This is a genomic window from Bradyrhizobium sp. Rc2d (genome assembly GCF_900099855.1).
Taxonomy (GTDB): Bacteria; Pseudomonadota; Alphaproteobacteria; order Rhizobiales; family Xanthobacteraceae; genus Bradyrhizobium.
In genome coordinates this window covers 79,615-104,576 of the sequence record NZ_FNCU01000022.1, presented here as the reverse complement: position 1 = coordinate 104,576, position 24,962 = coordinate 79,615, and the positions used below count along the sequence as shown (strand labels likewise).

26 protein-coding genes and 1 riboswitch are annotated in these 24,962 nt (G+C 65.4%); of the genes, 17 read left to right on the top strand and 9 right to left on the bottom strand.

The features are described 5' to 3' along the window. Nucleotides 1-478: 478 nt before the first annotated feature. From BLV07_RS25640 to BLV07_RS25615, 6 genes are all read left to right on the top strand, one after another. Nucleotides 479-673 carry a twin transmembrane helix small protein gene (locus tag BLV07_RS25640; protein WP_091891278.1) on the top strand — a complete coding sequence of 65 codons (195 nt, stop codon included), beginning with the start codon at nt 479-481 and terminating at the stop codon, nt 671-673. Between the two features lie 87 nt (nt 674-760). Next, nucleotides 761-1,333, top strand: coding sequence for a cob(I)yrinic acid a,c-diamide adenosyltransferase (locus BLV07_RS25635; protein ID WP_091891275.1), 573 nt, complete (start codon nt 761-763; stop codon nt 1,331-1,333). Nucleotides 1,334-1,459: 126 nt separating this feature from the next. After that, complete coding sequence (locus tag BLV07_RS25630) at nt 1,460-2,209, top strand: electron transfer flavoprotein subunit beta/FixA family protein (protein ID WP_091891272.1); 750 nt, start codon at nt 1,460-1,462, stop codon at nt 2,207-2,209. Then, nucleotides 2,209-3,153: an electron transfer flavoprotein subunit alpha/FixB family protein gene (locus BLV07_RS25625; protein WP_091891269.1), complete on the top strand. Its 945-nt coding sequence runs from the start codon at nt 2,209-2,211 to the stop codon at nt 3,151-3,153. The genes BLV07_RS25630 and BLV07_RS25625 overlap by 1 nt, the downstream gene beginning before the upstream one ends. Nucleotides 3,154-3,345: 192 nt before the next feature. Continuing rightward, entirely contained in the window at nt 3,346-4,227 is an 882-nt protein-coding gene (locus BLV07_RS25620) for a 3-hydroxybutyryl-CoA dehydrogenase (protein ID WP_091891266.1), read from the top strand. A gap of 185 nt (nt 4,228-4,412) precedes the next feature. Then, nucleotides 4,413-4,607, top strand: coding sequence for a putative motility protein (locus BLV07_RS25615; RefSeq protein WP_091891263.1), 195 nt, complete (start codon nt 4,413-4,415; stop codon nt 4,605-4,607). A gap of 4 nt (nt 4,608-4,611) precedes the next feature. Here the strand turns inward: BLV07_RS25615 and tlpA are convergent, their stop codons facing one another. Further along, complete coding sequence (gene tlpA, locus BLV07_RS25610) at nt 4,612-5,277, bottom strand: thiol:disulfide interchange protein TlpA (protein WP_091891260.1); 666 nt, start codon at nt 5,275-5,277, stop codon at nt 4,612-4,614. Nucleotides 5,278-5,378: 101 nt separating this feature from the next. On the opposite strand from tlpA, the gene argH reads away from it, so the two are divergent. The 3 genes from argH to lysA all read left to right on the top strand — a co-directional run bounded on the left by argH (nt 5,379) and on the right by lysA (nt 8,452). Next, complete coding sequence (gene argH / locus BLV07_RS25605; RefSeq protein WP_091891257.1) at nt 5,379-6,776, top strand: argininosuccinate lyase; 1,398 nt, start codon at nt 5,379-5,381, stop codon at nt 6,774-6,776. A gap of 93 nt (nt 6,777-6,869) precedes the next feature. Further along, nucleotides 6,870-7,163: an LPS translocon maturation chaperone LptM gene (lptM, locus tag BLV07_RS25600; RefSeq protein ID WP_091891254.1), complete on the top strand. Its 294-nt coding sequence runs from the start codon at nt 6,870-6,872 to the stop codon at nt 7,161-7,163. Between the two features lie 23 nt (nt 7,164-7,186). Next, nucleotides 7,187-8,452: a diaminopimelate decarboxylase gene (gene lysA / locus BLV07_RS25595; protein ID WP_091891252.1), complete on the top strand. Its 1,266-nt coding sequence runs from the start codon at nt 7,187-7,189 to the stop codon at nt 8,450-8,452. A gap of 183 nt (nt 8,453-8,635) precedes the next feature. Here lysA and BLV07_RS25590 read toward each other — a convergent pair whose 3' ends face one another. Together BLV07_RS25590 and BLV07_RS25585 are read right to left on the bottom strand one after the other, a co-directional pair. Further along, nucleotides 8,636-9,541 (bottom strand): NAD(P)-dependent oxidoreductase, encoded by a 906-nt coding sequence (locus tag BLV07_RS25590; RefSeq protein WP_091891249.1) that lies wholly within the window; start codon nt 9,539-9,541, stop codon nt 8,636-8,638. A gap of 233 nt (nt 9,542-9,774) precedes the next feature. Then, complete coding sequence (locus tag BLV07_RS25585; RefSeq protein ID WP_091891246.1) at nt 9,775-10,158, bottom strand: carboxymuconolactone decarboxylase family protein; 384 nt, start codon at nt 10,156-10,158, stop codon at nt 9,775-9,777. A gap of 169 nt (nt 10,159-10,327) precedes the next feature. On the opposite strand from BLV07_RS25585, the gene BLV07_RS25580 reads away from it, so the two are divergent. Beyond that, nucleotides 10,328-12,289: a TIGR02302 family protein gene (locus tag BLV07_RS25580; RefSeq protein WP_091891243.1), complete on the top strand. Its 1,962-nt coding sequence runs from the start codon at nt 10,328-10,330 to the stop codon at nt 12,287-12,289. Further along, complete coding sequence (locus tag BLV07_RS25575; protein ID WP_091891240.1) at nt 12,277-13,425, top strand: DUF4175 family protein; 1,149 nt, start codon at nt 12,277-12,279, stop codon at nt 13,423-13,425. Before BLV07_RS25580 ends, BLV07_RS25575 begins: the two co-directional genes overlap by 13 nt. 157 nt (nt 13,426-13,582) lie before the next feature. Here the strand turns inward: BLV07_RS25575 and BLV07_RS25570 are convergent, their stop codons facing one another. Further along, nucleotides 13,583-13,957 (bottom strand): response regulator, encoded by a 375-nt coding sequence (locus BLV07_RS25570; protein WP_091891237.1) that lies wholly within the window; start codon nt 13,955-13,957, stop codon nt 13,583-13,585. Nucleotides 13,958-13,997: 40 nt separating this feature from the next. Further along, entirely contained in the window at nt 13,998-14,876 is an 879-nt protein-coding gene (locus BLV07_RS25565) for an MJ0042-type zinc finger domain-containing protein (RefSeq protein ID WP_176945746.1), read from the bottom strand. A gap of 191 nt (nt 14,877-15,067) precedes the next feature. Between BLV07_RS25565 and ftsE the strand changes: the two genes are divergently transcribed. From ftsE to BLV07_RS25545, 4 genes are all read left to right on the top strand, one after another. Next, nucleotides 15,068-15,727, top strand: a complete 660-nt coding sequence (gene ftsE, locus BLV07_RS25560) for a cell division ATP-binding protein FtsE (protein ID WP_091891231.1) — start codon at nt 15,068-15,070, stop codon at nt 15,725-15,727. Beyond that, on the top strand, nt 15,720-16,688 hold the full coding sequence (locus tag BLV07_RS25555) for a cell division protein FtsX (RefSeq protein ID WP_091891228.1): 969 nt from the start codon (nt 15,720-15,722) through the stop codon (nt 16,686-16,688). Before ftsE ends, BLV07_RS25555 begins: the two co-directional genes overlap by 8 nt. A 275-nt stretch (nt 16,689-16,963) precedes the next feature. After that, nucleotides 16,964-17,668, top strand: coding sequence for a YdcF family protein (locus tag BLV07_RS25550; protein ID WP_091891225.1), 705 nt, complete (start codon nt 16,964-16,966; stop codon nt 17,666-17,668). Nucleotides 17,669-17,689: 21 nt separating this feature from the next. Continuing rightward, a complete protein-coding gene (locus BLV07_RS25545; protein WP_091891388.1) occupies nt 17,690-18,463 on the top strand; it encodes a lysophospholipid acyltransferase family protein in 774 nt (257 codons plus the stop codon). Here the strand turns inward: BLV07_RS25545 and BLV07_RS25540 are convergent. Further along, nucleotides 18,460-19,071, bottom strand: coding sequence for a gamma-glutamylcyclotransferase (locus BLV07_RS25540; RefSeq protein ID WP_176945745.1), 612 nt, complete (start codon nt 19,069-19,071; stop codon nt 18,460-18,462). The two genes, BLV07_RS25545 and BLV07_RS25540, sit on opposite strands and share 4 nt — an antisense overlap. A 110-nt stretch (nt 19,072-19,181) precedes the next feature. Between BLV07_RS25540 and BLV07_RS25535 the strand changes: the two genes are divergently transcribed. Continuing rightward, entirely contained in the window at nt 19,182-20,366 is a 1,185-nt protein-coding gene (locus BLV07_RS25535; RefSeq protein ID WP_091891219.1) for a DUF2125 domain-containing protein, read from the top strand. Nucleotides 20,367-20,494: 128 nt separating this feature from the next. On the opposite strand, the gene BLV07_RS25530 is transcribed toward BLV07_RS25535, so the two are convergent. The 3 genes from BLV07_RS25530 to BLV07_RS25520 are packed head-to-tail and all read right to left on the bottom strand — an operon-like array spanning nt 20,495 to nt 23,406. Continuing rightward, nucleotides 20,495-21,430 carry a prephenate/arogenate dehydrogenase family protein gene (locus BLV07_RS25530; protein ID WP_091891216.1) on the bottom strand — a complete coding sequence of 312 codons (936 nt, stop codon included), beginning with the start codon at nt 21,428-21,430 and terminating at the stop codon, nt 20,495-20,497. Further along, a complete protein-coding gene (hisC, locus tag BLV07_RS25525) occupies nt 21,427-22,524 on the bottom strand; it encodes a histidinol-phosphate transaminase (protein WP_091891213.1) in 1,098 nt (365 codons plus the stop codon). Before hisC ends, BLV07_RS25530 begins: the two co-directional genes overlap by 4 nt. A gap of 33 nt (nt 22,525-22,557) precedes the next feature. Continuing rightward, complete coding sequence (locus tag BLV07_RS25520; RefSeq protein ID WP_091891210.1) at nt 22,558-23,406, bottom strand: chorismate mutase; 849 nt, start codon at nt 23,404-23,406, stop codon at nt 22,558-22,560. Between the two features lie 182 nt (nt 23,407-23,588). Beyond that, nucleotides 23,589-23,668: riboswitch (SAM riboswitch) on the top strand. Between the two features lie 91 nt (nt 23,669-23,759). Here BLV07_RS25520 and metX point away from each other — a divergent pair. Then, nucleotides 23,760-24,962, top strand: a complete 1,203-nt coding sequence (metX, locus tag BLV07_RS25515) for a homoserine O-acetyltransferase MetX (protein WP_091891385.1) — start codon at nt 23,760-23,762, stop codon at nt 24,960-24,962.

Below are 24,962 nucleotides of genomic sequence, written 5' to 3'. Positions count from 1 at the left end.
ACGCTCGCAGCGTCGTTCGCCTCGCCCCGCTTGCGGGGAGAGGCCGACGCGCTCGGCAGCACAACTGGGCGCCAGAGCGCGGCGGGTGAGGGGAAGCCTCCGCAAGGATGGTGAGAGTTGGATTCGCGGAGAGCCGCCCTCACCCGAATTCGATCTGCGATCGAATTCGACCTCTCCCCGCAAGCGGGGAGAGGTGAAGGGCGGCTGCATCAAATCCAAGATCATCCAGCTAGCTTCTGATATTATTGGCCTAAAAGCCAGATCGCGCAGGCGATAGCCTGTCCCTCTCCGGCGTCATTCCGGGGCGCGCGCAGCGCGAGCCCGGAATCCATTTAGCGGCAAAGTACCTGGAGCGATGGATTCCGGGCTCGATGCTCCGGGTCGCGCGTCGCGCGGTCCCGTCGCATCGCCCCGGAATGACGCCGGTGCCTGCCGCAGCACCATGGCGCATCTGCAAGCACGGTGTTATCTACCCCTAATGGCATCTATCTTGAGTACTTTCATCCTGCCGATCGCGGTCGGCGCCGTGGCGCTCGTGCTGCTGCTCGGGCTCATCAACATGATGCGTGGCGGCTCGCCCAACACCTCGCAGAAGCTGATGCGCTGGCGCGTGCTGCTTCAGTTCGTGGCGATCATCCTTGCTATGCTCGCAGTTTGGGCCATGGGGCGGTAGAGCATGATCCGGACCCGAAGGGCCGCGTTCGCGCAAAGTGTGAAGCGGCTTTCCGACGAGATCATGCCCCAAAATTAAGAGGTCTACGTGGTCACGTTGAACCGCATCTACACGAAAACCGGTGACGACGGCACGACGGCGCTCGGCTCGGGCGAGCGTCGTCCGAAATACGATCTGCGCATCGAGGCCTATGGCACCGTGGACGAGACCAATGCCGCGATCGGCGTGGTGCGGCTCCACACCTCGGCTATGCCCGAGCTCGACGCGATGCTTGGCCGTATCCAGAACGATCTGTTCGATCTCGGCGCCGATCTTGCGGTGCCCGAGTGCGAAGGCAAAGCGGAGCGGCTGCGGGTGGTGGCGAGCCAGGTCGAGCGGCTCGAGCGCGACATCGACGCACTCAACGACAAGCTCGCGCCGCTGACCTCCTTCGTGCTGCCGGGCGGCACGCCGGCTGCGGCTCATCTCCACGTCGCGCGCACAATATGCCGCAGGGCGGAACGGGTGATGGTGAAACTGGCGGCTCAGCCCGGCGAGCCGGTCAGTGCGGCTGGCATCCAATATATGAACCGCCTGTCGGACTTCCTGTTCGTGGCCAGCCGAGCCGCCAACGGGAATGGCGCCGGCGACGTGCTCTGGGTTCCCGGCCAGAACCGCTGACCCATTGAGCGGGCGCATTTCTAAGGTCTAAAATTTGGCTCGTTCGCGCGTTGACCGGGCCTGATCAGGCCTTTAGGTTCCGCGCCAGTTGATAACTCCCCTCCCAAATTGAGTGAAAGAGGATCGATGAAGGTCTTAGTGCCGGTAAAGCGGGTGGTCGATTACAACGTCAAGGTCCGCGTCAAGAGCGATGGATCGGGCGTTGAACTCGCCAACGTCAAAATGTCCATGAACCCGTTCGATGAAATCGCGGTCGAGGAAGCGCTGCGCCTGAAGGAAGGCGGCAAGGCGACCGAGGTCGTGGTGGTCTCGATCGGACCTGCGCAGGCATCGGAGACGATCCGCACCGGTCTTGCGATGGGCGCCGACCGCGGCATCCTGGTGAAGGCCGAGGGCAATGTCGAGCCGCTCGCGGTCGCCAAGATCCTGAAGAAGGTTGCTGAAGAAGAGCAGCCGGGCCTGATCATCCTCGGCAAGCAGGCGATCGACGACGACTCCAATCAGACCGGCCAGATGCTGGCCGCGCTACTCGGCTGGTCGCAGGCGACCTTCGCCTCCAAGCTCGAGGTCGAAGGTTCTGACTTCAAGGTCACACGCGAAGTCGACGGGGGTCTGCAGACCGTCAAGCTGAAGGGACCGGCGATCGTCACCACCGACCTCCGTCTCAACGAGCCGCGCTATGCCTCTCTGCCCAACATCATGAAGGCCAAGAAGAAGCCGATTGCGGAAAAGACCGTCGCCGATTACGGCGTCGACGTCGCCGCGCGTCTCGAGATTCTCAAGACGACGGAGCCGGCGGGCCGCAAAGCGGGCGTCAAGGTCAGGGACGTCGCCGAGCTGGTGTCGAAACTCAAGAACGAAGCCGGGGTGCTCTGATGACGACGCTTCTGATTGCCGAACACGACAATGCGTCGTTGAAGGACGCGACCAACAAGGCGCTCACCGCGGCGGCCGCGCTCGGCGCGGACGTCGAGGTGCTGGTGGCCGGCCAGAACGCCAAGGCCGCGGCGGATGCCGCCGCCAAGCTTGCCGGCGTCAAGAAGGTGCTGCTCGCCGATGGCGAGACCTACGCGCACGATCTCGCCGAGCCGCTGGCCGCACTGGTCGTGTCGCTGGCGTCTAGCTATGACGCGATCGTCGCGCCCGCGACCTCGCGCTTCAAGAACGTGATGCCGCGTGTCGCAGCCCTGCTCGACGTCATGCAGGTCTCGGAGATCATCAAGGTGGTCGCCCCCGACACCTTCGAGCGTCCGATCTATGCCGGCAATGCCATCCAGACGGTGAAGTCGAAGGACGCCAAGAAGGTCATCACGGTCCGCACCTCCACCTTCGCCGCAGCAGGCGAAGGCGGCAGCGCGCCGGTCGAGAACGTGGCGGCGGCGGCCGATCCCGGCCTGTCGTCCTTCGTCGGCGAGGAAGTCGCCAAGAGCGACCGTCCCGAGCTGACCTCGGCCAAGATCATCGTCTCCGGCGGCCGCGCCATGCAGAGCCGGGAAAACTTCGCGAAATACATCGAACCGCTCGCGGACAAGCTTGGCGCCGGCGTCGGTGCCTCGCGCGCGGCGGTCGACGCCGGCTATGCGCCGAACGATTGGCAGGTCGGCCAGACCGGCAAGGTCGTGGCCCCCGAGCTCTATGTCGCAGTCGGCATTTCCGGCGCGATCCAGCATCTGGCCGGCATGAAGGACTCCAAGGTGATCGTCGCGATCAACAAGGACGAGGACGCGCCGATCTTCCAGGTTGCCGATTACGGCCTGGTGGCCGATCTCTACCAGGCAGTTCCGGAGCTGACGGCCGAACTCGGCAAGCTCGGCAAGTAAAACGAGCCAAAAACACCGGCCGGAGCTATAAACTCCGGCCGGTGTTGCTTTTTTGAGGCGTTTTCTTTGGCGTGGGGCCGCCTTCGAAGCGATCCAATCTAGGTTTCGAGCCAAGGTTCTGATTAAATCGGACCTCCCGGCTCAAGGGGATAGGCAGGCGCGACATGCGCGCCGTTCCGGTGGATGACATTTATGGCGGCAGTGATCAAGAAGGTCGGCGTGATCGGCGCGGGTCAGATGGGCAACGGCATCGCGCATGTTGCGGCGCTGGCCGGCTTCGACGTGGTGCTCAACGACGTCTCGGCTGACCGCCTCAAGTCGGGCATGGCCACCATCAACGGCAATCTGGCGCGGCAGGTCTCCAAGAAGGCCGTCACCGAGGACGACAAGGCCAAGGCGATGGCGCGGATCAAGCTTGCCGAGAAGCTGGACGACCTCGCCGATTGCGATCTCGTGATCGAGACCGCGGTCGAGAAGGAGGAGGTCAAGCGCAAGATCTTCCACGAAGTCTGCGCCGTGTTGAAGCCGGAGGCGATCGTCGCCTCCGATACGTCGTCGATCTCGATCACTCGGCTCGCCGCCGCCACCGACCGGCCCGAGCGCTTCATCGGCATTCACTTCATGAACCCGGTGCCGCTGATGGAGCTGGTGGAGCTGATCCGCGGCATCGCCACCGACGATGCGACCTTCGAGGCGTCCAAGGAGTTCGTCGCCAGGCTCGGCAAGCAGGTCGCGGTCTCCGAGGATTTCCCGGCCTTCATTGTCAATCGCATCCTGCTGCCGATGATCAACGAGGCGATCTACACGCTGTACGAAGGCGTCGGCAACGTCGAGGCGATCGATGCCGCGATGAAGCTCGGTGCGCACCATCCGATGGGCCCGCTGGAGCTCGCCGATTTCATCGGGCTCGACACCTGCCTCTCCATCATGCAGGTGCTGCACGAGGGCCTGGCCGACTCCAAGTACCGTCCGTGCCCGCTGCTCGTGAAATACGTCGAGGCCGGCTGGCTCGGCCGCAAGACCCAGCGTGGCTTCTACGACTATCGCGGCGCCAAGCCGGTTCCGACGCGCTGATCCGTTCCCGGTGCCGTAGGGTGGGCAAAGCGAAGCGTGCCCACCGCTTCAATCCAATTTGCGGACAGATGGTGGGCACGGCGCAAGGTGCGCCTTTGCCCACCCTACGGCACCACGGATCTGTGACAATTCATGTCCCATTAACCCCTCGCGCCTAGGTTACGGCCGGTAAGAGGGTTCGCGTAATGGACATGATGGCGATGGTCAGCACCATGCTGGCCGCTCAGCAAGGCGCGCTGCAATCGAATATCGCGGCGACGCTGACCAAGCAGAACATGGACATGGAGAAATCCACCGTCCTGACGCTGCTGGGCGCCGGTCAGCCCTCGCTCGCCAATATCGGCCCCGGCGTCGGCGGCAATCTGAACGTGACGGCCTGAAATCTTAAAGCGACGCGGCGGCCTTGCCGGTCGCGGCGCGGATCAGCTTGAGCGCGTCCTCGCTCGCCCACTCCGCCGGCCCCGCGATCGTCGCGATCTCGCAGCCTTGCGGATCGACCAGCACCGATGTCGGCATCCCCAGTGCCCGGCCTATTGCCTTAAGATCCTGAAAAACCTTGGCTTTCTGGTCGTTGAAATAGCCGAGCCGGGTCAGATTGGCCTCTTTCAGGAAGGTCTTGGGCTTCTCCGAATCGCGGGTGTCGATATTGATCGCCACCACCTCGAAATTCGGGCCCGATAGCTTGCCCTGAAGCTCGTCCAGCGCCGGCATCTCCTTGCGGCAGGGCACGCACCAGGTGGCCCAGAGGTTCACCAGCAGCGTCTTGCCGCGGAAATCGGACAATTTCTTCGGCTTGCCGTCGGCGTCCTCGAAGGCGAGGTCGGGCAGCTTCAACGGAGCGCTCGCCATGGTCAGCGCCGCCACCTCGCCATGGGCGAGCGGCGCGATCTTCTGCGCGGTCGCCACCGCGGACCGGCAGGATGGATCGCCCGACGGCACCCGGCTCAGACCCAGCCCGTACAGCGCGGCGAAGCCGGCCACACCCCCGATCGCCACGGTGGCGATGACGAGGGGGATCCGGCGCGTGGCGGAGGGCGTCTTGTCGAGCATATCGTTTGTCATCCGGTCGCAGATATGGCTATCAGGGGCCTCTTAATACGGCTGGCGGCGGCCAGCAAACGTGCGGCAAATCAAGGCGTGAGCAGGGGATCATGAGCAACAAGATGTGGGGCGGCCGGTTCTCGGAACGTCCCGATGAGATCATGGAAGAGATCAACGTCTCCATCGACGTCGATCGTCACCTCTTCGCCCAGGACATTGCCGCGTCCAAGGCCCACGCCGCGATGCTCGCCAGCCAAGGCATCATCACGGCTTCTGATGCGAAAAATATCGGCAAGGGTCTAGACACGATTTTGTCAGAGATCGGCGAGGGCGGCTTCGCGTTCAAGCGCGCGCTCGAGGACATTCACATGAATGTCGAGAGCCGCCTGTCCGAGCTGATCGGCCCCGCCGCCGGAAGGCTGCACACGGCGCGCTCGCGCAACGACCAGGTCGCGACCGATTTTCGCCTGTTCGTCCGCGACGTCATCGACGAGACCGATGCCGCGCTCGCCGCGTTCCAGCAGGCGCTGGTGGAGCGCGCGCTGGAGCACGCCGCAACCGTGATGCCCGGCTTCACGCATCTGCAAACGGCGCAGCCCGTCACCTTCGGCCACCACCTGCTTGCCTATGTCGAGATGGCCGCGCGCGACCGCGGCCGCTTCCAGGACGCGCGCAAGCGGCTGAACGAATCCCCGCTGGGCGCGGCCGCGCTCGCTGGCACCTCATTCCCGATCGACCGCCACGCCACCGCGAAGGCGCTCCTCTTCGACCGCCCGATGGCGAACTCGCTCGATGCGGTGTCCGACCGCGACTTCGTGCTGGAGACGCTGTCGGCAGCCTCGATCTGCGCCGTGCACATGTCGCGCTTTGCCGAGGAGATCGTGATCTGGACCTCGCCGCTGGTCGGCCTGATCCGGCTCAGCGACAAGTTCACGACCGGCTCGTCGATCATGCCGCAGAAGCGCAACCCGGATGCCGCAGAGCTGGTGCGCGCCAAGACCGGCCGCGTCATCGGCGCGCTCAATGGTCTCCTGATCGTGATGAAGGGCCTGCCGCTCGCCTATCAAAAGGACATGCAGGAGGACAAGCAGGGCGCCATGGAGGGTTTCGCCGCGCTGTCGCTGGCGATCCGCGCCATGACCGGCATGGTCCGCGACCTCGTGCCCGACGAAGCGAAGATGAAGGCGGCCGCAGGCGAGGGCTACGCCACCGCGACCGATCTTGCCGACTGGCTGGTCCGGACGCTGAAGATGCCGTTCCGCGAGGCCCACCACGTCACCGGCCGCATCGTGGCCAAGGCCGCCGAAGGCGGCGTCGCGCTGCACGAGCTGCCGCTGAAGGAGATGCAGGCGATCGAGTCCAAGATCACCAAGGACGTGCTCGGTGTGCTCTCGGTCGAATCGTCGGTGAAGAGCCGGACCAGCTTCGGCGGCACCGCGCCGAAGAACGTGGCCTCGCAGGCCAAGGCCTGGGCGAAGCGGCTGGAAAAAGAGCGAAAATCGGGCTGAGGGCAAAATTTCGCTTATGTTTCATGGTCATCCGGCTCTCGCCAGAGCGCGCCAATCTCTGTATGGTGCGCGCCGCGTAGTGGGGATTTCGTCGTGACGTCAAAGTTTCGCCCGGCCGGCTCGGGGTGGGCCATCATTGTCCTTAGCCTGACGGCGCTGGCGCTCGCCGGTTGCGGCCGCAAGGGCCCGCTGGATCTGCCGCCGACCGCCTCCAATGCACCCACGGCCAACGGTGCTGCGCCTGTTGACACCGAGACCGAAGCCCAGAGGACGCCGAGCGTGTTCAATCCCACCTACGGTGTGGACGCCGCGCCTGCGGCGGCCAAGGGCAGGAAGAAACCGTTTATTCTTGACCCGCTCCTGGACGAACCTCCCGGCAATAAATAAGCCGGGACAACCGAGCCTGCGCCATGAACCATTTCGACTATCGCAACGGCGTGCTGCACGCCGAGGCGGTGAACCTGTCCGAGCTGGCCGCAACCGTCGGCACGCCGTTTTATTGCTATTCGACTGCGACGCTGGAGCGGCACTACCGCGTCTTCACCGAGGCCTTCGCCGGCGAGAAGGTGCTGGTCTGCTACGCCATGAAGGCGAACTCCAACCAGTCGGTGCTACGCACGCTGGCCAAGTTGGGAGCCGGCGCTGACGTCGTCTCCGGCGGCGAGTTGAAGCGTGCGCTGGCCGCCGGCATTCCGGCCAGCAAGATCCTGTTCTCCGGTGTCGGCAAGACCGAAGACGAGCTGCGCGCTGCGCTTGCCGCCGACATCCTCTGTCTCAACGTCGAATCCGAGCCTGAGCTCGAGCTGTTGTCGCGGCTTGCAACCGAGATGGGCAAGACCGCGCGGATCTCCGTGCGCGTCAATCCCGACGTCGATGCCGGCACGCATGCAAAAATCTCCACCGGCAAGTCCGAGAACAAGTTCGGCATTCCGATCGCCCATGCCCGCGAGGTTTATGCGCGCGCCGCAAGACTCCCGGGCATCGAGGTGACCGGCACCGACGTGCATATCGGCAGTCAGATCACCGATCTCTCCAAGATGGAGACCGCATTCCGTATCCTCTCCGAATTCGTGCAGACGCTGCGCTCCGACGGCCACAACATCAGCCATGTCGATTTCGGCGGCGGCCTCGGCATTCCCTATTACATGGATCGCGAGGCGCCGCCGGCACCCGACGCCTATGCCGCCATGGTCAAGCGCGTCAGCCACAATCTCGGCTGCACGCTGATGTTCGAGCCGGGGCGCATGATCGTCGGCAATGCCGGCATCCTGGTCACCAAGGTCATCTACGTGAAGCACGGCGACGGCAAGAATTTCGTGATCATCGACGCGGCCATGAACGATTTGATCCGCCCGACGCTGTACGAGGCGCATCACGACATCCTGCCGGTGACGCAGCCCGCCAAGGGCACTGGCACCATCATGGCCGACGTCGTCGGCCCGGTCTGCGAGACCGGCGACTACCTCGCGCTCGACCGTACGTTGCCGGCGCCGAAGGCTGGCGACCTACTCGCCATCATGACCGCCGGCGCCTATGGCGCGGTGCAGGCCGGCACCTATAACACGCGGCCGCTGGTGCCGGAGGTGCTGGTGAAGGGCGACCAATACGCCGTGGTGCGCCCGCGGATCGAGGTCGAGCAGCTGATCGCGATGGATACGCCGGCGCCTTGGCTGTGAGGCGCGTCGGCGGCTCAACAAATCCGATGTCGTCCTGGCGAAGGCCAGGACCCATTACCCCAAGGGGGCGTTGTGGCGCGAAGCTGCTAACCACGAATCTTCGCCAAACCTCTCGCTGGGGTAATGGGTCCTGGATCTGCGCTTCGCTTGTCCAGGACGACATCGGGGGAATTGCGCGCGATGCTACTTCCCAGCCAACCCACCCTTCGCTCCGACCACCACCCCCGCCTTCCGCTCGATCGGCTTGATCGCCGCGGTGAAATCGGATTCTGCGCCTTCCGCGCTGATCACCGTCTCCCACAACCGCCCCACGGCATCCGCGACTTCCATCGACAGGCCGAGCTGCTTCATCTCCTCCAGCGCCAGCCGCACGTCCTTCACCATCAATCCCGTGGCAAAACCGAAATCGAACGTACGCGGCAGCACCGAGCGCGGAAACTTGTCGCGGCTCGCGGTGTTCATGCCGGAGCCCGCATTGATGACGTCGATCATCACCGCGGGATCGAGCCCGGCCTTGACGCCCATCACCACGGCTTCCGACGTCGCCACGATCGCGGTGGCCGAGAGGAAATTGTTGGCGAGCTTCATGGTCTGCGCCGCGCCCGGCTTCTCGCCGATGAAGAACACTTTTCCGATCACGTCGAGCGCGGGTTTCAGCAGCTCGAACTCCGCCTTCGGCCCCGAGACCATCACCGCCAGCGTGCCTTTCTCGGCGCCGCCGACGCCGCCGGACACGGGACAGTCGATCTGCACGATCTTGCGTTTGGCCAAGAGGCCGTGAATCTTTGTAGCCATCGCCGAGCCGACGGTGGAGAGGTCGATGAAGCGTTTCGCGCGCTTGCCCTCGATCACGCCGTTTGCGCCCGTCGCGACCTCGAGCGAAGCCTGCAGCGAAGGCAGGCTCACCATCACCGTCTCGACCTGGTCGGCGACGTCCTTCGGCGATGTCGCAGCAGTGGCACCGCGCGCCACCAGCTTGTCGATCATCTCCTTGCGCGCGTCGAACACGACGAGCTTGTGTCCGGCCTCGATCAGCCGTCGCGCCATCGGGAAGCCCATGTTTCCAAGCCCGATGAATCCGATGTCCATGGTGTTTCCTTGTGGTTGTTGTTCGTTGTTGTGAAAGATGCGCACTCCACCCTCGGTGTCGTCCCGGACCAGCGCGCCTTAAGCGCGCGCCGATCCGGGACCCATAACCACAGGCAGGAATTGTTGCGCGAAAGCGGTAACTCCGAGTCCCCGCAACCACATCGGCCTGTGGCTATGGGTCCCGGATCTGCGCTTACGCTTGTCCGGGACGACGGCGGAGGGTGGCTTGCCGCTCACGCTTTCCCATCGATCTCCGAAAACACCTCGCGCGCGATACGGAAACTGTCGACGGCGGCCGGCATGCCGCCATAGATCGCGACCTGCATCAGGATCTCGCGGATCTCCTCGCGGGTGACGCCGTTGGTCAGCGCGCCCTTCAGATGTGCGCGGAATTCGTGCTGACGGTTGAGGATCGCGATCATCGCGATGTTGAGCATGCTGCGGGTCTTGCGCGGCAGTTCCTCGCGGCCCCACACCGTGCCCCAGCAATATTCGTTGAGCATTTCCTGGAACGGACGGTTGAAATCGTCGACGTTCTTCAGGGCGTTGTTGACATAGGCCTCGCCCAGCACCGCTTTGCGGACTTCCAGGCCCTTGTCATGCATCTTCTTGTCCATGGCGTTTCCTTCGTTTTCCTCGGGATGGCGCCACGGAAATTACGGGGTCGAGCCGGGCCAGTCACGTCCTCGTGTTATGCGGGAAAAGGGGTGTCTCCCGTCCAGGAACGGATGCCTCAGTGCTGCCGTTGTGATAGGCTTCTCTCTACCGGGCAACCTGGAGAGCTGATTGAACGGCGTCACCCCCGACCCGTCAGACCCGATCCGCGATGGGGACGCTCTGTCGCGGCTGAAGCTGGCGCAGGCCCTGGATCGGGCCATTTATGCCATTGCATGGGAGCGTGCCTGGCCGAACCTGGCGCGGGTTCTGACCGTCGTCGGCCTGTTCCTGGTGGTGTCCTGGGCCGGCCTCTGGCTGTCCTTGCCGTTCGTCGCCCGCGCCATCGGTCTCGTCATTTTCGCCGGCATCGCGATTGCCGCCCTGTTCCCGTTGATTCGCTTCCGCTGGCCGAGCCGCGAGGAGGCGCTGAGCCGGCTCGATCGTGGCTCCGGCATCCGTCACCGCCCGGCCACCACGCTCACGGACACGCTGACCTCGCAGGACCCGGTTGCCAAGGCGCTGTGGCAGGCGCAGCGCGAGCGCACGCTGGCCTCGCTCAAGCGCATCCGCGCCGGCCTGCCGCATCCGCGGCTCGCGCTCCACGATCCCTGGGCGCTGCGCGCGCTCGTCATGGTGATGCTGGTTGCGACCTTCTTCGCCGCCGGCGACGAACGTGCGATGCGGCTCGGGGCCGCCTTCGACTGGAACGGTGTGCTGGCCCCGACCAATGTTCGCGTCGACGCCTGGGTGACGCCGCCGCTCTACACCGGCAAGCCGCCGATCATCCTGTCGGCCGCCAACAAGGAGGCCGCGGCACTGCCCGCCAGCGGCCCGCTTGCCGTTCCCGCCGGCTCGACCCTGATCGTACGTTCCTCCGGCGGCAGCCTGGATGTCGCGGTTTCCGGCGGCCTCAAGGAGGTCGCCCCCACGGAAGCCGCGCCCAAGGGCACCAACGAAAAGCACTTCGCCATCGCCGCCGACGGCACCGCGCATGTCCGCGCGCCCTCGGGCCAGCCGCAATGGGCCTTCGCGGCAACGCCGGACCGTCCGCCGACGATCGCGCTTGCCAAGGACCCAGAGCGCCAGGCGCGCGGCGCGCTCCAGCTCTCCTACAAGATCGAGGACGATTACGGTGTCACCGGTGCCGATGCGCACATTGCGCTGCGCCCCGCCGACACCAAGGATAACGCGGCCAAGGATAACGCGAAGGACAACAGCAAGGACGCCGACGCCAAGGGCGCGGCGCGGCCGTTGTTCCAGCCGCCGCAATTCCCGCTCGTGCTGCCGAACGCGCGCACCCGTAACGGCGTCGGCCAGACGGTGAAGGACCTCAGCGAGGATCCCTATGCCGGCGCCGACGTCACGCTGACGCTCACCGCCAAGGATGAGGCCGGCAACGAGGCGCGAAGCGAGCCCTTCAACCTGCGCCTGCCCGAGCGTCTCTTCACGAACTCGCTCGCGCGAGCGCTGATCGAGCAGCGCCGCATCCTCGCGCTAGACGCCAACAGGAATTCCGAGGTCTACACCGCGCTCGACGCGCTGATGATCGCGCCCGAATTGTTCACGCCGGACGCCGGCTGCTATCTCGGCCTCCGCAGCCTGGCGTCCCAGCTCGAGGCGGCCCGCACCGACGACGCGCTGCGCGAGGTGGTGGCGAGCATGTGGGCGTTCGCGGTCACCATCGAGGACGACGGCGTCGCTGGCAGCGTCAACGCGGCGCTGCGCTCGGCGCAGGATGCACTCAAGGCGGCACTGGAACGCGGGGCCAGCGAGGACGAGATCAGGGTGCTGACGCAAAAGCTCCGCGAGGCCATGGCCGGCAAGGTGCGCGACCTCGCCCGGCGCGCCGAGCAAAATCCGCTCGGACCGCGGCAGCCGTTCCCCGCGGAGGTCCAGCTCATCCTCGACAAGGCCGTCGAGTTGCGACAGAAGACCCAGCATGCGACGCCCGAGCAGCTCGAAGAGCTGGCGCAGCAGCAGGACGCACTTCGCCAGCAGCTTCAGGCCTATCGGAAGTCGGCGAACAGCCGGGCCAAGGCGGGTAACGAGGGGGCCAACCAGTTTACGCGAGACCGGAAATGCGGAAGCTAGCACGCGTGCCAGTCTTGAGGGCGATGTCGATCGCCAGTCTCGCCTTCTTGTTGGGAGGCTTGTCGCCTGCGGCTGCCCAGCTGGATCAGGATCCCGATGCGCTGCTCGACGGCGCCGAAAAGGCCATGCAGGATTCCGGCGACAGCCTCAGACAGAAGGAATCCGGGAAGAGCCTGAACAACCAGTCCGATGCCATCCAGAAGCTCGAGGACTACAAGCGGGCGACGGAACGGAGCCAATCCTCCAGCCGTGATCGCAACGTCATCACGCAACGCGATCTCGACGAGCTGCTGAAGCAGATCGAGAAGGCGGCGCGCGAAGGCAATCGCGAGGCGGCCCAGCGCATGCTCGAGCAGCTCGCGCAGATCATGGAAAATCTCCAGATGGCGCAGCCTGGGCAATCCGGCGACAGCGACATGGAGCAGGCGCTCAACGAGCTCAGCGACATGATCCGCAAGCAGCAGCAATTGCGCGACAAGACATTCAAGCAGGGTCAGGATTCCCGGCGTGACCGCTCACGCGGCAAGCAGGGCGATCAGTCGATGTCGGACCTTCAGCAGGACCAGCAGGCGCTGCGCGACCGCCTGAAGAAGTTGCAGGACGAGCTCGCCAAGCGCGGCCTCGCGCAGAAGGGACAAAAGGGTCAGAAGCAGCAGGGGCAGAAGGGGCAGCAGGGCGAGCAGGGCCAGTCCGGCCAGAATGGCGATCAGGACGGCGACCAGGGCGATGACGACAGCAGTCTGGATGACGCCGACGGGGCCATGGGCGATGCCGGATCGAAGCTCGGCGAAGGCAATGCCGACGGCGCCGTGGATTCGCAGGGCAAGGCCCTCGAGGCCTTGCGCAAGGGCGCGCAGAAGATGGCCGAGGCGATGCAGCAGGGTGATGGCGACGGGCAGGGCGATGGTCCCGGCAATCGGGCCGGCCGTCAGCAGAGCGGCGGCAATCAGACCGATCCGCTGGGCCGTCCGCTTCACGGCCGCGATCTGAGCGACGATTACACCGTCAAGATCCCCGGCGAGATCGACGCCCAGCGTGTCCGCCGCATCCTCGAAGAGCTCCGCCGCCGCTTAGGCGATACCTCGCGCCCGCAAATCGAGCTCGACTATCTCGAGCGGCTGCTGAAGGATTTTTGACAACTCGATTTCTGGCCGCACACCCAGTGTCATCGCCCGGCTTGACCGGGCGATCCAGTATTCCAGAGACGGAAGTGATTGAATCGAGAGGCCGCGGCGTACTGGATGCCCCGGTCAAGCCGGGGCATGACAGCGGAATGTGTAGCTCGCCCCGCCGCTACCTCTTCTTCGCCGCCAGCGCATCCGCCACCGCGGTGCGGATGTCGGCGACCGAGAACGGCTTGGTCACGACGTCGTGCACCAGTGCGTTGAGGTTCGAGGCGCGCTCGCGCTGGTCGGCAAAGCCGGTCATCAGCAGGATGGTCAGCTCGGGGAAATCGCGCGCGGCGGAGAGGGCCAGTGCGATGCCGTCCATGACAGGCATCTGGATGTCGGTGAGCAGCAGGTCGAACGCGCCGTCCTCGCGAGTCAGGATCTCCAGCGCCTCGGCGCCGTCCTGCGCGGTGACGGTCTCGTGGCCGTCCATGGCGATGGCGCGCGCCACCAGCGTGCGCATCGAATCCTCGTCGTCGGCGATCAGGATTTTCGGCATGAGAGCAAACCTTGGGACCAACTCCCGCTTGCGAGGCTGATTATACGCTGCCGCCGGCAATGTCGCGGCGGTTGAAGAAGCGAACGTCGATATTGCGGCCCTCCGCCGGCGGCGAGGCCAGGCGCGAGCGGAAGAAGGCGCGCTCGCCGGGCCGCAGCACGGTCTGCTCCAGCACCGTGTTCCAGGCGTAGATCTCGGCGCCCTGCGCGTCGCGCACGGCGAAGCGCAGGCGCGGGATGTCGAGCGGCTTCTTGCCCTCGCCGACGATCACGCCTTCGATCACCAGCACCTGCTTACCGTCGACGGTTTCGCTGGACAGCTTGACGTCCTTGAACGCTAGTCCGCGCAAATTAACCTCGAGCCCGACCAGCTTGTAGAACGCCGCCGTCTGCGGCAGCAGCCGCACCATGTCGCCGCGCCAGATGACCAGCGCCAGAACCAGCGCGCCCATGGCGGCGCAGGCGGTCGGCAGGCCGAAATAGGATTTTCGCGGCGCCGCGGCGGCAGCCGGGCGGCTGACCCGTGCGCCGCGGCGACGGAACAGGCCGCGGAACCAGGACTGATGCTGCGCGCCAGCGACGTCCTCCTCGGCGGCCCGGGCCGCCGCCGACCACTCGTCCTCGATCTCCTTGGTGTCCTCGGTCGGCCAGTCGCTGGCGATCGAGGGGCTTTCGACCATCGGGGTGTCGGCCGCGCTGTCGTCCTTGGCGTAGGAGTTCCAGTGCTCGGCGAGGTCGGACTGGTCCTCGGCTTGGCTTGCCGCGGCCATGGCCGGGACGGACGCCTCCTCGATGGCATCCTCAGCATGGGCGACCCAGGTCTCCTTGCAACGGGAGCAGCGCACCGTCCGGCCGTTCGCGCCCAAGCTCGCGGGCTTGATGGCGTAGGATGTCGTACAATGGGGGCAGACGATATGCATGGACGAGCCTTGATGCATGAACGAGGACTTGGACTGGTCTTGACGATGCCACGGTCGTGGAGAACCGGGCGACCCTTATGCTACCGGGCGAGCGTTAACGAACCGGAAACCATAACGGTCGCAAAACCCGTTAATCGCGTATGGCGGGGCACAGCCGTGTGGCCCGCGCCCCCTCTCGAACGGAGCTGAGCTTGGTTCGGTTCGAAAATGTCGGATTGCGTTACGGTCTGGGGCCGGAGATCCTGCGCGACCTCAGCTTCCAGATCCCGGCGCATTCGTTTCAGTTTCTCACCGGACCGTCCGGTGCCGGCAAGACCTCATTGTTGCGCCTGTTGTTCCTGTCGCATCGGCCGACGCGGGGCCTGGTCAATCTGTTCGGCCACGATATCTCGCGGCTCGGCAAGGACGAGATCGCCGACCTGCGCAAGCGCATCGGTATCGTGCTCCAGGATTTCCGCCTGCTCGACCACATGACGACCTATGAGAACGTCGCGCTGCCGTTCCGCGTCATGGGGCGTAGCGAGTCGAGCTATCGCAAGGAGGTCATCGATCTCCTGCGCTGGGTCGGCCTCGGTGACCGCATGGATGCGCTGCCGCCGATCCTGTCGGGCGGCGAGAAGCAGCGCGCGGCGATCGCGCGCGCGGTGATCTCGCGCCCGCGGCTGCTGCTCGCGGACGAGCCGACCGGCAGCGTTGACCCGACGCTCGGCCGCCGCCTGCTGCGGCTCTTCATCGAGCTCAACAAATCAGGCACGGCCGTCATCATCGCGACCCACGACATCGGCCTGATGGACCAGTACGAGGCGCGGCGCCTGGTGCTGCATCAGGGACGGCTGCACGTCTATGAGTAGGACCGACGAGCGCGGCGTGTTGGTCGACCTCGGGCAGGAGCGTCCGCAGCTTCCGGCCAAGGCACGCAATATGTCGCCGATCGTGCCGCGTGCCTCGATCCACGGCCGCGCGCTGGTCGCCGTCGTCGCCATCATGACCTTCCTCGCCTCGATGACGACAGGCACGGTGCTGCTGGTCAGCGCTTCCGCCGCCGAATGGCAGTCGGAGGTCGCCAGCGAAATCACCATCCAGGTCCGTCCGCTGGCTGGCCGCGATCTCGAACGCGACACCGCGGCGGTGACGGAGGCGATGCGCGCGCAAGCCGGCATCGTCGAGGTCAAGCCGTTCACCAAGGATGAAAGCGGCAAGCTGCTCGAGCCCTGGCTTGGCACCGGCCTGTCGATGGACGATCTGCCGGTGCCGCGCATGATCATCGCGCGCGTGCAACCGGGCACGCCGCTCGATCTCGGCGCGCTGCGCGCACGCGTCACCCAGGTGGCGCCGAGCGCCAGTGTCGATGATCACCGTGCCTGGATCGAGCGCATGCGCTCGATGACCAATGCCACCGTCCTCGCCGGCATCGGCATCCTCGCGCTGGTCATCATCGCCACCATCATCTCGGTGTCGTTTGCGACCCGCGGCGCCATGGCGGCGAACCGCCCGATCGTCGAGGTCCTGCATTTCGTCGGCGCCGGCGACCGTTACATCGCCAACCGCTTCCTGCGCCATTTCCTCAGGCTCGGCCTGGAGGGCGGCGTGATCGGTGGCGGCGCCGCCATGCTGCTGTTCGGCTTCTCCGAGTCGATCGCCGGCTGGTTTTCCGGCACCCCCGTCGGCGACCAGTTCGCAGCCCTGCTCGGCACCTTCTCGCTGCGGGCATCCGGCTACATCGTGCTCGCGGTCCAGGCGGTGCTGATCGGCGCCATCACGGCCGTTGCCTCGCGCCAGACGCTGTTCGCGACGCTGAACGATGTCGATTGAGTTCTTTTTCTTCCCTTCTCCCCTTGTGGGAGAAGGTGGCGCGAAGCGCCGGATGAGGGGTATCTATCCATGCGCACGAACGTCCAGACGAATGTGCGGAGAGACACCCCTCACCCGTCTCGCCGCTAACGCGGCGAGCCACCCTCTCCCGCAAGGGGAGAGGGGAATCGAGCTCGCCGCCTGAGTATTCTTCGCGTTCGTAGCCCGTCAAACCAGACTCCACTTCGCCTCAAAACGTCTTAAAATCACCTCAGGGAAGGGATCACCGACATCGCATGACCTCGCCGACCGAAGATCGATCGCCGAAACTGCCGCGCGGCTGGCTGCGCGCGACAATCGTGTCGACGATCGCGCTTGCCTTCGTCGGCGCGGCGGCAGGCTTCGTTGCGTTCCTGTCGCAATTGCGCGGCGCCGAGATGGTGCCGGACCGCAAGGCTGACGGCATCGTGGTGCTGACCGGCGGGTCCTCGCGGGTGTCGGACGCGATGGAGCTGCTCGCTGCCGGCTACGGCAGGAGGCTGCTGATCTCGGGCGTGCATCCGACCTCGACGGCGAGCGACATCTCCCGGACCCTGCCGGAAAACCAGTCCTTCATGACCTGTTGCGTCGACCTCGACCGCACCGCGCTCTCGACCCGCGGCAATGCGGCGGAGGCGCGTCGCTGGGCCGATGGGCGCCGGTTCAAATCGCTGATCGTGGTCACCTCGAATTATCACATGCCGCGCGCGCTGGTGGAATTCTCGCACGCGATGCCGCAGACGACGCTGATCCCGTTCGCAGTCGTCGGCGACAAATGGCGCGAGGAGCCGTGGTGGACTTCGCCGTCGACGTTGCGGCTGCTGCTGTCGGAATATGCCAAGTACGTCGCGGCCGAGGCCAGGGTGCGGCTGGAGAATTTCGGGATTGACCTTTCGCCCGAAGTGTCGGAGCAGCCTTCAGGCTTGCAGCCGAAGCGGCCTGCCACCGCACAGGCCAATTGACCGGCAATGATCGGATCGTCGATGTTTCTGATTTTCCTGCGCTCGCTCGTGTTCAACGTGCTGTTCTACGCCGTGCTGGTATGCCTGGCGATCGTGGCGCTGCCGACCTTTGCGCTGCCGCCGCGCGCCATGCTGACAGTCGCGGAAGGGTGGGCGAAGGCGACGCTGGTCCTGATGCGCGTGATCTGCAACATCAAGGTGGAATTCCGCGGGGTCGAGAAGATTCCGCAGGGCCCATTGCTGATCGTGGCCAAGCACCAGTCGTTCTGGGAGACGTTCGTGCTGCCCGGCTTCTTCGACCGTCCGATCTTCATTCTCAAGCGTCAGCTGATGCAGATCCCGGTCTTCGGTCAGTTCCTGGTCAAGACCGGCATGATCGCGATCGACCGCAATGCCGGCGTGAAGGCGCTGCTGGACATGACGCGGCGGGCGCGCGTAGCCGTGCGCAGCGGCCGCCAGCTCGTGATCTTTCCGGAAGGCACGCGCCGCGCGCCGGGCGCTGCCCCCAACTACAAGACCGGCTTTGCGCAGATCTATTCCTCCTGCGGCGTGCAGTGCCTGCCGATCGCGCTCAATTCCGGCCTGTTCTGGCCGCGCCGCACCTTCATGCGCTATCCCGGCACGCTGGTGGTGGAATTCCTCGATCCACTGCCGGCGGGCCTACCGAAGGACGAGTTTCTCGCGCGCGTGCAGACGGCGATCGAAGACGCGACCGGCCGCCTCGTCGAAGCCGGCCGGAAAGAGCAGGAGCAGTTGATCGGCTTCGCGCCGAGCTATGCGCCGTCGGAGAGTTAGCGATTCTCGCGATCTTCGGCCGGCGCCGGCGCGTGCAGAGAATGCGCATCACCGTGCAGCATCGTCGCAAGCCGGTGCAGCTGCGTGTCGCGAAAGCCTTCGGCCTCGATTGCTTTCACCGTCGCGGTGACGTAGTCCCGATTGGCGCCGGACTGGCCATGGCCCTGGATGACATGGCTGTGCTGCTCGGTGAGCGACAGCCGGCCGGCATATTGGACATGGCCGCGGTCGACGACATAGGTGAGTGCGGAGACGCGCTGGCGCGCATCGTTCTCCAGCCACACCGAGCGCATCACCTCGCGGTAGACCGAGGTGACCTGCTCGCGTTCGCGCAAATAGGCGACGACCTCGGTGCGGTTCTTCTCGGCGACGCGGAAGGCAATGCCGCGGCAGGCGCCGCCGCGGTCGAGCCCGAGCACCAGGCCCGGCTTCTCCGGCGTGCCGCGGTGCACGAAGGAATAGACGCAGAGCGCGCGATGCTCGCCGACCAGCCGCGCCGGGACGCGCTCCTCGAATTCGAAGCCCGGCCGCCACATCAGCGAGCCGTAGCCGAACACCCAGAGGTCGTCCTTGGCTGTGGTGATGGAGGGGAGGGGGATTTCCGACATTTCGGGCACGGCTACCAGAACCGTGCCCCCAAGCGAAGCGAATTCTCCGCCTTTCGTCGCAGGCGGGCCTCGCTTACATTTGCCAAAATCCGGGGTCAAAGGGTCGCCGCATGTCCAATATGACCGTTGCCGCAGGCCGCCGCTCCCGTTGGGGCCTTTTCATTGCACCCGTTCTCGTCCTGATCCTCGCCGTCGCCTGGAGCTGCTTCTGGTTCTATGCGGCGTCGCAGGCCGAAATCGCCGCAGACGCCTGGCGCGCGCAGGAGGCCAAGTCAGGCCGCATCTATGATTGCGCCAAGCGCTCGATCGCGGGCTTCCCGTTCCGCTTCGAGGTCCAGTGCTCCGGCGCCAGCGTCGCCCTGGTGTCGCAGAATGCGAGCAAGACGCCGTTCACGGCGAAGCTCGACAACATCCTGGTCGTCGCCCAGGTCTACGACCCCAAGCTCGTCATCGCCGAGTTCTCCGCGCCGGCGACGCTGACCGACGGCGTCACGCAAAACACCTTCGTGGTGAACTGGAGCAAGGGCCGCGCCAGCGTGGTCGGTCTGCCGGCTGTGCCGGACCGCGCCTCCATCGTGTTCGACGATCCCGGCCTCAACCGTCGCGACGGCAGCGTGCAGGTGCCGCTCGCGCGTGCCAAGCAGGTCGAGCTGCACGGCCGCCTCGCGGATGGATCGCCGTCCGATCACCCGGTGATCGAGACCGTGCTCCATGTCGCGCAGGGCAGCATCCAGGGCGTTCATCCCTTGCTCGCCGAGCCGTTCGAGGCGGACACGCGCGCGAAGGTCACCGGCCTCTCCGACCTCACGCCAAAGCCCTGGCCGCAGCGCTTCCGTGAGATCCAGGCCGCCGGCGGCCATATCGAGATCGTGCAGTCGCGGATCCAGCAGGGCGAGATGATCGCGGTTGCGGCCGGCACGCTTGGCCTTTCAGCCAATGGCCGGCTCGACGGCGAATTGCAGATGACGGTGGCGGGCCTCGAGCGCGTCATCCCGGCGCTCGGCATCGAGAAGATGCTGGAGGAGGGCGTGCCGCAGGCAACGCTCGACCGCGTCGCGCCGGGCGTGAAGTCGCAGGATCTCAACAATTTGTTCGGCGCGCTCGACCGCGCCGTGCCGGGCCTCGGCAAGGTCATCAAGCAGAACGCCAATGCCGGCGTTGCCGCCGGCATCAATTCGATCGGCACCGAGAGCACGCTGGAAGGCAAGAAGGCGAGAAGCTTTCCGCTGAAATTCGTCGACGGCGCCGTGCTGCTCGGCCCGGTCAAGGTCGGCCAGATCCCGCCGCTGTATTAAGGGCGGTGATTTGCGCCAGAACTCTCCACACCGTCATTGCGAGCGCAGCGAAGCAATCCAGACTGTCTCCGCGGAGGTATCCTGGATTGCTTCGCTACGCTCGCAATGACGAAGAATGAGCAGTTTCGCTACGGCTTCTTCAGCGCCGCATGGGGCCGGCCGAAATCCGGCGCGGCCGAATCCTGGCCGATCTCCACGATGCCGCGGCGGATGGCGCGGGTGCGGGTGAAGTGGTCGAACAGGGCTTCGCCGTCGCCGCGGCGGATCGCGCGGGTGAGCTTGGCGAGATCCTCGGTGAAGGTGCCGAGCATCTCCAGCACGGCCTCCTTGTTGGCGAGGAAGACGTCGCGCCACATCGTCGGGTCGGAGGCCGCGATGCGGGTGAAATCGCGAAAACCGCCGGCGGAGAATTTGATCACCTCGGATTCCGTCACCTGCGCCAGCTCGTCGGCGGTGCCGACGATGGTGTAGGCGATCAGATGCGGCAGGTGACTGGTGATCGCGAGCACGAGATCATGATGATCCGGCGTCATCACCTCGACCTTGGCGCCCATCGCCGCCCAGAAGGCACGCAGGCGATCGGTGGCAGCCGCATCGACGCCTTCCGGCGGTGTCAGGATGCACCAGCGGTTGATGAAGAGCTCGGCGAATCCGGAATCCGGACCCGAATGCTCGGTGCCCGCCACCGGATGCGCCGGCACGAAATGAACGCCCTGCGGCAGATGCGGGGCCATGTCCTTGACCACCGCGCCCTTGACCGAGCCGACGTCGGAGATGATCGCGCCCGGCTTGAGATGCGCGGCGATCTCCCGCGCCACCTCGCCGCAGGCGCCGACGGGAATGCAGAGGATGACGAGATCGGCATCCTTCACCGCCTCCGTATTGGTCGCCACGACGTGGTCGACGATGCCGAGCTCGGCGACCCGTGCGCGCGTCTTCTCCGAGCGCGCGGTGGTGACGATCTCGCCAGCTAAGCCCTGGAGCTTCGCCGCACGCGCGATCGAGCCGCCGATCAGGCCGAAGCCGATCAGCGCGACGCGCTGGAAGTGTGTCTGCGCACTCATTTGCCGGCCATGAAGTCGCGCAGGGCCTCGATCACGAGGCGGTTAGCCTCCTCGGTACCGATGGTCATGCGCAGCGCATGCGGCAGGCCGTAGTTCTTCAGCGCGCGCAGCACCAGGCCCCGTTTGGTGAGGTAAGCGTCGGCATCGTCCGAGGTCTTGCCCCTGTCGGTCGGGAAGTGGATCAGCACGAAATTGGCGACGCTCGGCGTCACCTTCAGCCCGAGCTTGCCGATCTCTTCGGTGAGCCGATTGCGCCAGGTCTCGGTGAACTGCTTCGACATCGCCTGGTGCGCGGTATCCTCGATCGCGGCGACTGCGGCATACATTGCCGGCGTCGACACGTTGAAGGGACCGCGGATGCGGTTGACCGCGTCGATGATGTGCTCGGGGCCGAACATCCAGCCGATGCGCAGCGCCGCAAGACCGTGGATCTTGGAGAAGGTGTGCGTCACCACGGTGTTCTCGGTGGTGGCGACGAGCTCGATCCCCATCTCGTAATCGTTGCGCGAGACGTAGTCGCAATAGGCGGCATCCAGCACCAGCAACACGTGCGAGGGCAGGCCGGCGCGCAGGCGCTTGACCTCGTCGAACGGCAGATAGGTGCCGGTCGGGTTGTTGGGATTAGCGAGCCAGATCAGTTTTGTCCGCGGTGTCACGGCCTTGAGGATGGCGTCGACGTCGGCGGTGAAGTTGGTTTCGGGCGCGACCACGTTCTTGGCTCCGTTCGCCATGGTCGCGATCGGGTAGACCAGGAAGCCGTGGGTGGTCGAAATCGCCTCGTCACCCTGGCTGAGATAGGTGTGCGCGAGCAGATTGAGGATCTCGTCCGACCCGGCGCCGCAGATGATGCGGTTGGGGTCGAGCCCGAAGCTGCGGCCGATCGCCTCGCGCAGCACGCGCGAGGTGCCTTCCGGATAGTCTTCCAGGTGATCCGCCACGTGCTTGAACGCCTCGATTGCCTTCGGCGAGGGTCCGAACGGCGTCTCGTTGGCCGAGAGCTTGAACACCTTGCGGCCCGGCTCCGGCACCGGGCTCTTGCCGGGCGTGTAGGGCGCAATATCGAGAATGCCGGGATTCGGCACGGGGCGGGACATCTTAAACTCCGGATTGGCGGGACGGCTCGCGACTTACGATTTCGGCCCGGTCGGGGGCACCGTATAGCGCGTTGCGTGGCTGCCGACGAGGGCCGTGGAGCGCACCGAGGCCCCCGCCTCGATCAGGGCAGCCTTGATTTTGTCGATGCTGGTCGCGCTCGTGACCGAGACCAGCAATGCCGCGCCGTCGAAGGCGGCATCGGGCACTGCCACGATCTCGGCAAGCGGCGACAGCGCGCGCGCGACCTCGGCGTTCCACCCGGAGACGCGCACGCTGAAGGTCTCGACCTCCGTCACCAGGGCGCTGTCGGCGACGCGCGAGATCGCGAACACCGGCAGTGCGGCCGGATGGTCGGCGCGCTCGACGAACGGCATCCGCGCGATGATCTTGGGCGCGCCGTCGGCTTCCAGCTCCAGCCACCACGGCGTGCGGCTCGAGGTGGCCGAGACCAGCGCCAGGTCGCCCTTGGATTTCGCCGCCGCCTCCACCGCGGCCTGCGCGCTGAAATGGGCGACGTAAGGCACGGTGAAGCCGAAATGAAAGCGCGCGGAATCGCGCATCGCCGGCTCGCTCACCGAGATGTCGGCATGCACGGAGAACGGCGCCTGCACATAGGTGAAGGTCGAGATGATCACGCGCCAGATGCTCTCGACCGTATCGAGCGGCAGGATGCCGCGATGGCGCTGCACGAGGTCACGCATCATGGCGGCCTCACGCGCCGGGCGGAACGCCGAGCCGACTTCCTGGGTCTGCTTCACCTGGATCAGACGGTCGATGATGTCGCCGCGCTGCATCAGGAGGCGATGCATGCCCTCGTCGATCGCGTCGATCTCCTTGCGCAATTCCTGAAGCGATGGTGGCGCGGGCGGACGTTGGGACATGACTGACAAAGAGCTGTTGAGAGGTGCCGATCCGCAAAAGCGGTCAGCTGCGGTCTATCCTGATTAGGCAGGATAGGCAGCGAAAGCAAAGAGAAATGACGGCCTTTTCGATCGACCGCTCGGAGGCAAATCCGGTTGACCTGGGCCGCGACTTGACGAAAACCGCCCCAGACGGTAGTTTTTGCCCGTTCCGTGGTCATTTGAGCCGGCCGGCTTGCAGCCACGTTAAAAAACTCGCTAAACAGGCCGGGGACGCTTCCGATCCCGGCCGAACCTATCGTTCAGGCCGGGTTTTTCATGGCCTGATGTCACTGCGGTCTGAAGTCCGATCGCAAACGAGGTCGATGGTCAAAATGGGTAGCGTCAAGTCGATACCGAGTCCTGCGATCAGCACCGATGATCGGTCACATGAGGTCGATCATCCGAGTTCGCAGGTTATGCGTTTCGGCGCCGATCAGCCGCTGCGGCTCGATTGCGGCATCGATCTGTCGCCGTTCCAGATCGCCTACCAGACCTATGGCGAATTGAACGCCGATCGCTCCAACGCCGTTCTGATCTGTCATGCGCTGACCGGCGACCAGCATGTCGCCAATGTGCATCCCGTCACCGGCAAGCCCGGCTGGTGGGAGACGCTGGTCGGCCCCGGCCGACCCATTGATCCCAAGCACTACTTCATCATCTGCTCCAACGTGATCGGCGGCTGCATGGGCTCGACCGGTCCGGCTTCGATCAATCCCGCCACGAGCAAGGTTTGGGGCCTCGATTTCCCCGTCATCACCATCCCCGACATGGTGCGCGCGCAGGCGATGCTGATCGACCGGCTCGGCATCGACACGCTGTTTGCGGTCGTGGGCGGGTCGATGGGTGGCATGCAGGTGCTGCAATGGACCGCGGCCTATCCTGCTCGCGTGTACTCCGCACTGGCGATTGCTTGCTCGACGCGGCACTCGGCGCAGAACATCGCGTTCCACGAACTCGGCCGCCAGGCAGTGATGGCCGATCCCGACTGGCACAATGGCGGCTATGCCGACCGCGGCATCCATCCGCATCGCGGGCTTGCGGTGGCACGCATGGCGGCGCACATCACCTATCTTTCCGACGCCGCGCTGCACCGAAAATTCGGCCGCCGCATGCAGGACCGTGAGCTGCCGACCTTCTCGTTCGACGCCGACTTCCAGGTCGAGTCCTATCTGCGCTACCAGGGCTCGTCCTTCGTCGAGCGCTTCGACGCCAATTCCTATCTCTATCTGACGCGCGCGATGGACTATTTCGATATCGCCGCCGATCATGGTGGCGTGCTGGCGAAGGCGTTTGCCGGCATCAAGACCCGCTTCTGCGTGGTCTCCTTCACCAGCGACTGGCTGTTTCCGACCTCGGAATCGCGCGCGCTGGTGCACGCGCTGAACGCGTCGAGCGCGCGCGTGTCGTTCGCCGAGATCGAGACCGATCGCGGTCACGACGCCTTCCTGCTCGACGTGCCCGAATTCTTCGACATCTCCCGCGCCTTCCTGCAATCGGCAGGCAAGGCACGCGGTCTCGACGGCAAAGGTGGCTAA

What these genes read in the sequence shown, in the direction of transcription:
- BLV07_RS25620 (WP_091891266.1), top strand. Translation starts at nt 3,346, where the DNA reads ATGGCGGCAGTGATCAAGAAGGTCGGCGTGATCGGCGCGGGTCAGATG.
- BLV07_RS25555 (WP_091891228.1), top strand. Translation starts at nt 15,720, where the DNA reads ATGAGTAGGACCGACGAGCGCGGCGTGTTGGTCGACCTCGGGCAGGAG.
- BLV07_RS25535 (WP_091891219.1), top strand. Translation starts at nt 19,182, where the DNA reads ATGTCCAATATGACCGTTGCCGCAGGCCGCCGCTCCCGTTGGGGCCTT.
- BLV07_RS25550 (WP_091891225.1), top strand. Translation starts at nt 16,964, where the DNA reads ATGACCTCGCCGACCGAAGATCGATCGCCGAAACTGCCGCGCGGCTGG.
- hisC (WP_091891213.1), bottom strand. Translation starts at nt 22,524, where the DNA reads ATGTCCCGCCCCGTGCCGAATCCCGGCATTCTCGATATTGCGCCCTAC.
- BLV07_RS25540 (WP_176945745.1), bottom strand. Translation starts at nt 19,071, where the DNA reads ATGTCGGAAATCCCCCTCCCCTCCATCACCACAGCCAAGGACGACCTC.
- BLV07_RS25615 (WP_091891263.1), top strand. Translation starts at nt 4,413, where the DNA reads ATGGACATGATGGCGATGGTCAGCACCATGCTGGCCGCTCAGCAAGGC.
- metX (WP_091891385.1), top strand. Translation starts at nt 23,760, where the DNA reads ATGGGTAGCGTCAAGTCGATACCGAGTCCTGCGATCAGCACCGATGAT.
- BLV07_RS25590 (WP_091891249.1), bottom strand. Translation starts at nt 9,541, where the DNA reads ATGGACATCGGATTCATCGGGCTTGGAAACATGGGCTTCCCGATGGCG.
- BLV07_RS25585 (WP_091891246.1), bottom strand. Translation starts at nt 10,158, where the DNA reads ATGGACAAGAAGATGCATGACAAGGGCCTGGAAGTCCGCAAAGCGGTG.
- BLV07_RS25530 (WP_091891216.1), bottom strand. Translation starts at nt 21,430, where the DNA reads ATGAGTGCGCAGACACACTTCCAGCGCGTCGCGCTGATCGGCTTCGGC.
- BLV07_RS25520 (WP_091891210.1), bottom strand. Translation starts at nt 23,406, where the DNA reads ATGTCCCAACGTCCGCCCGCGCCACCATCGCTTCAGGAATTGCGCAAG.
- BLV07_RS25565 (WP_176945746.1), bottom strand. Translation starts at nt 14,876, where the DNA reads ATGCATATCGTCTGCCCCCATTGTACGACATCCTACGCCATCAAGCCC.
- BLV07_RS25545 (WP_091891388.1), top strand. Translation starts at nt 17,690, where the DNA reads ATGTTTCTGATTTTCCTGCGCTCGCTCGTGTTCAACGTGCTGTTCTAC.
- BLV07_RS25570 (WP_091891237.1), bottom strand. Translation starts at nt 13,957, where the DNA reads ATGCCGAAAATCCTGATCGCCGACGACGAGGATTCGATGCGCACGCTG.
- argH (WP_091891257.1), top strand. Translation starts at nt 5,379, where the DNA reads ATGAGCAACAAGATGTGGGGCGGCCGGTTCTCGGAACGTCCCGATGAG.
- BLV07_RS25630 (WP_091891272.1), top strand. Translation starts at nt 1,460, where the DNA reads ATGAAGGTCTTAGTGCCGGTAAAGCGGGTGGTCGATTACAACGTCAAG.
- BLV07_RS25575 (WP_091891240.1), top strand. Translation starts at nt 12,277, where the DNA reads ATGCGGAAGCTAGCACGCGTGCCAGTCTTGAGGGCGATGTCGATCGCC.
- lysA (WP_091891252.1), top strand. Translation starts at nt 7,187, where the DNA reads ATGAACCATTTCGACTATCGCAACGGCGTGCTGCACGCCGAGGCGGTG.
- BLV07_RS25640 (WP_091891278.1), top strand. Translation starts at nt 479, where the DNA reads ATGGCATCTATCTTGAGTACTTTCATCCTGCCGATCGCGGTCGGCGCC.
- BLV07_RS25625 (WP_091891269.1), top strand. Translation starts at nt 2,209, where the DNA reads ATGACGACGCTTCTGATTGCCGAACACGACAATGCGTCGTTGAAGGAC.
- tlpA (WP_091891260.1), bottom strand. Translation starts at nt 5,277, where the DNA reads ATGCTCGACAAGACGCCCTCCGCCACGCGCCGGATCCCCCTCGTCATC.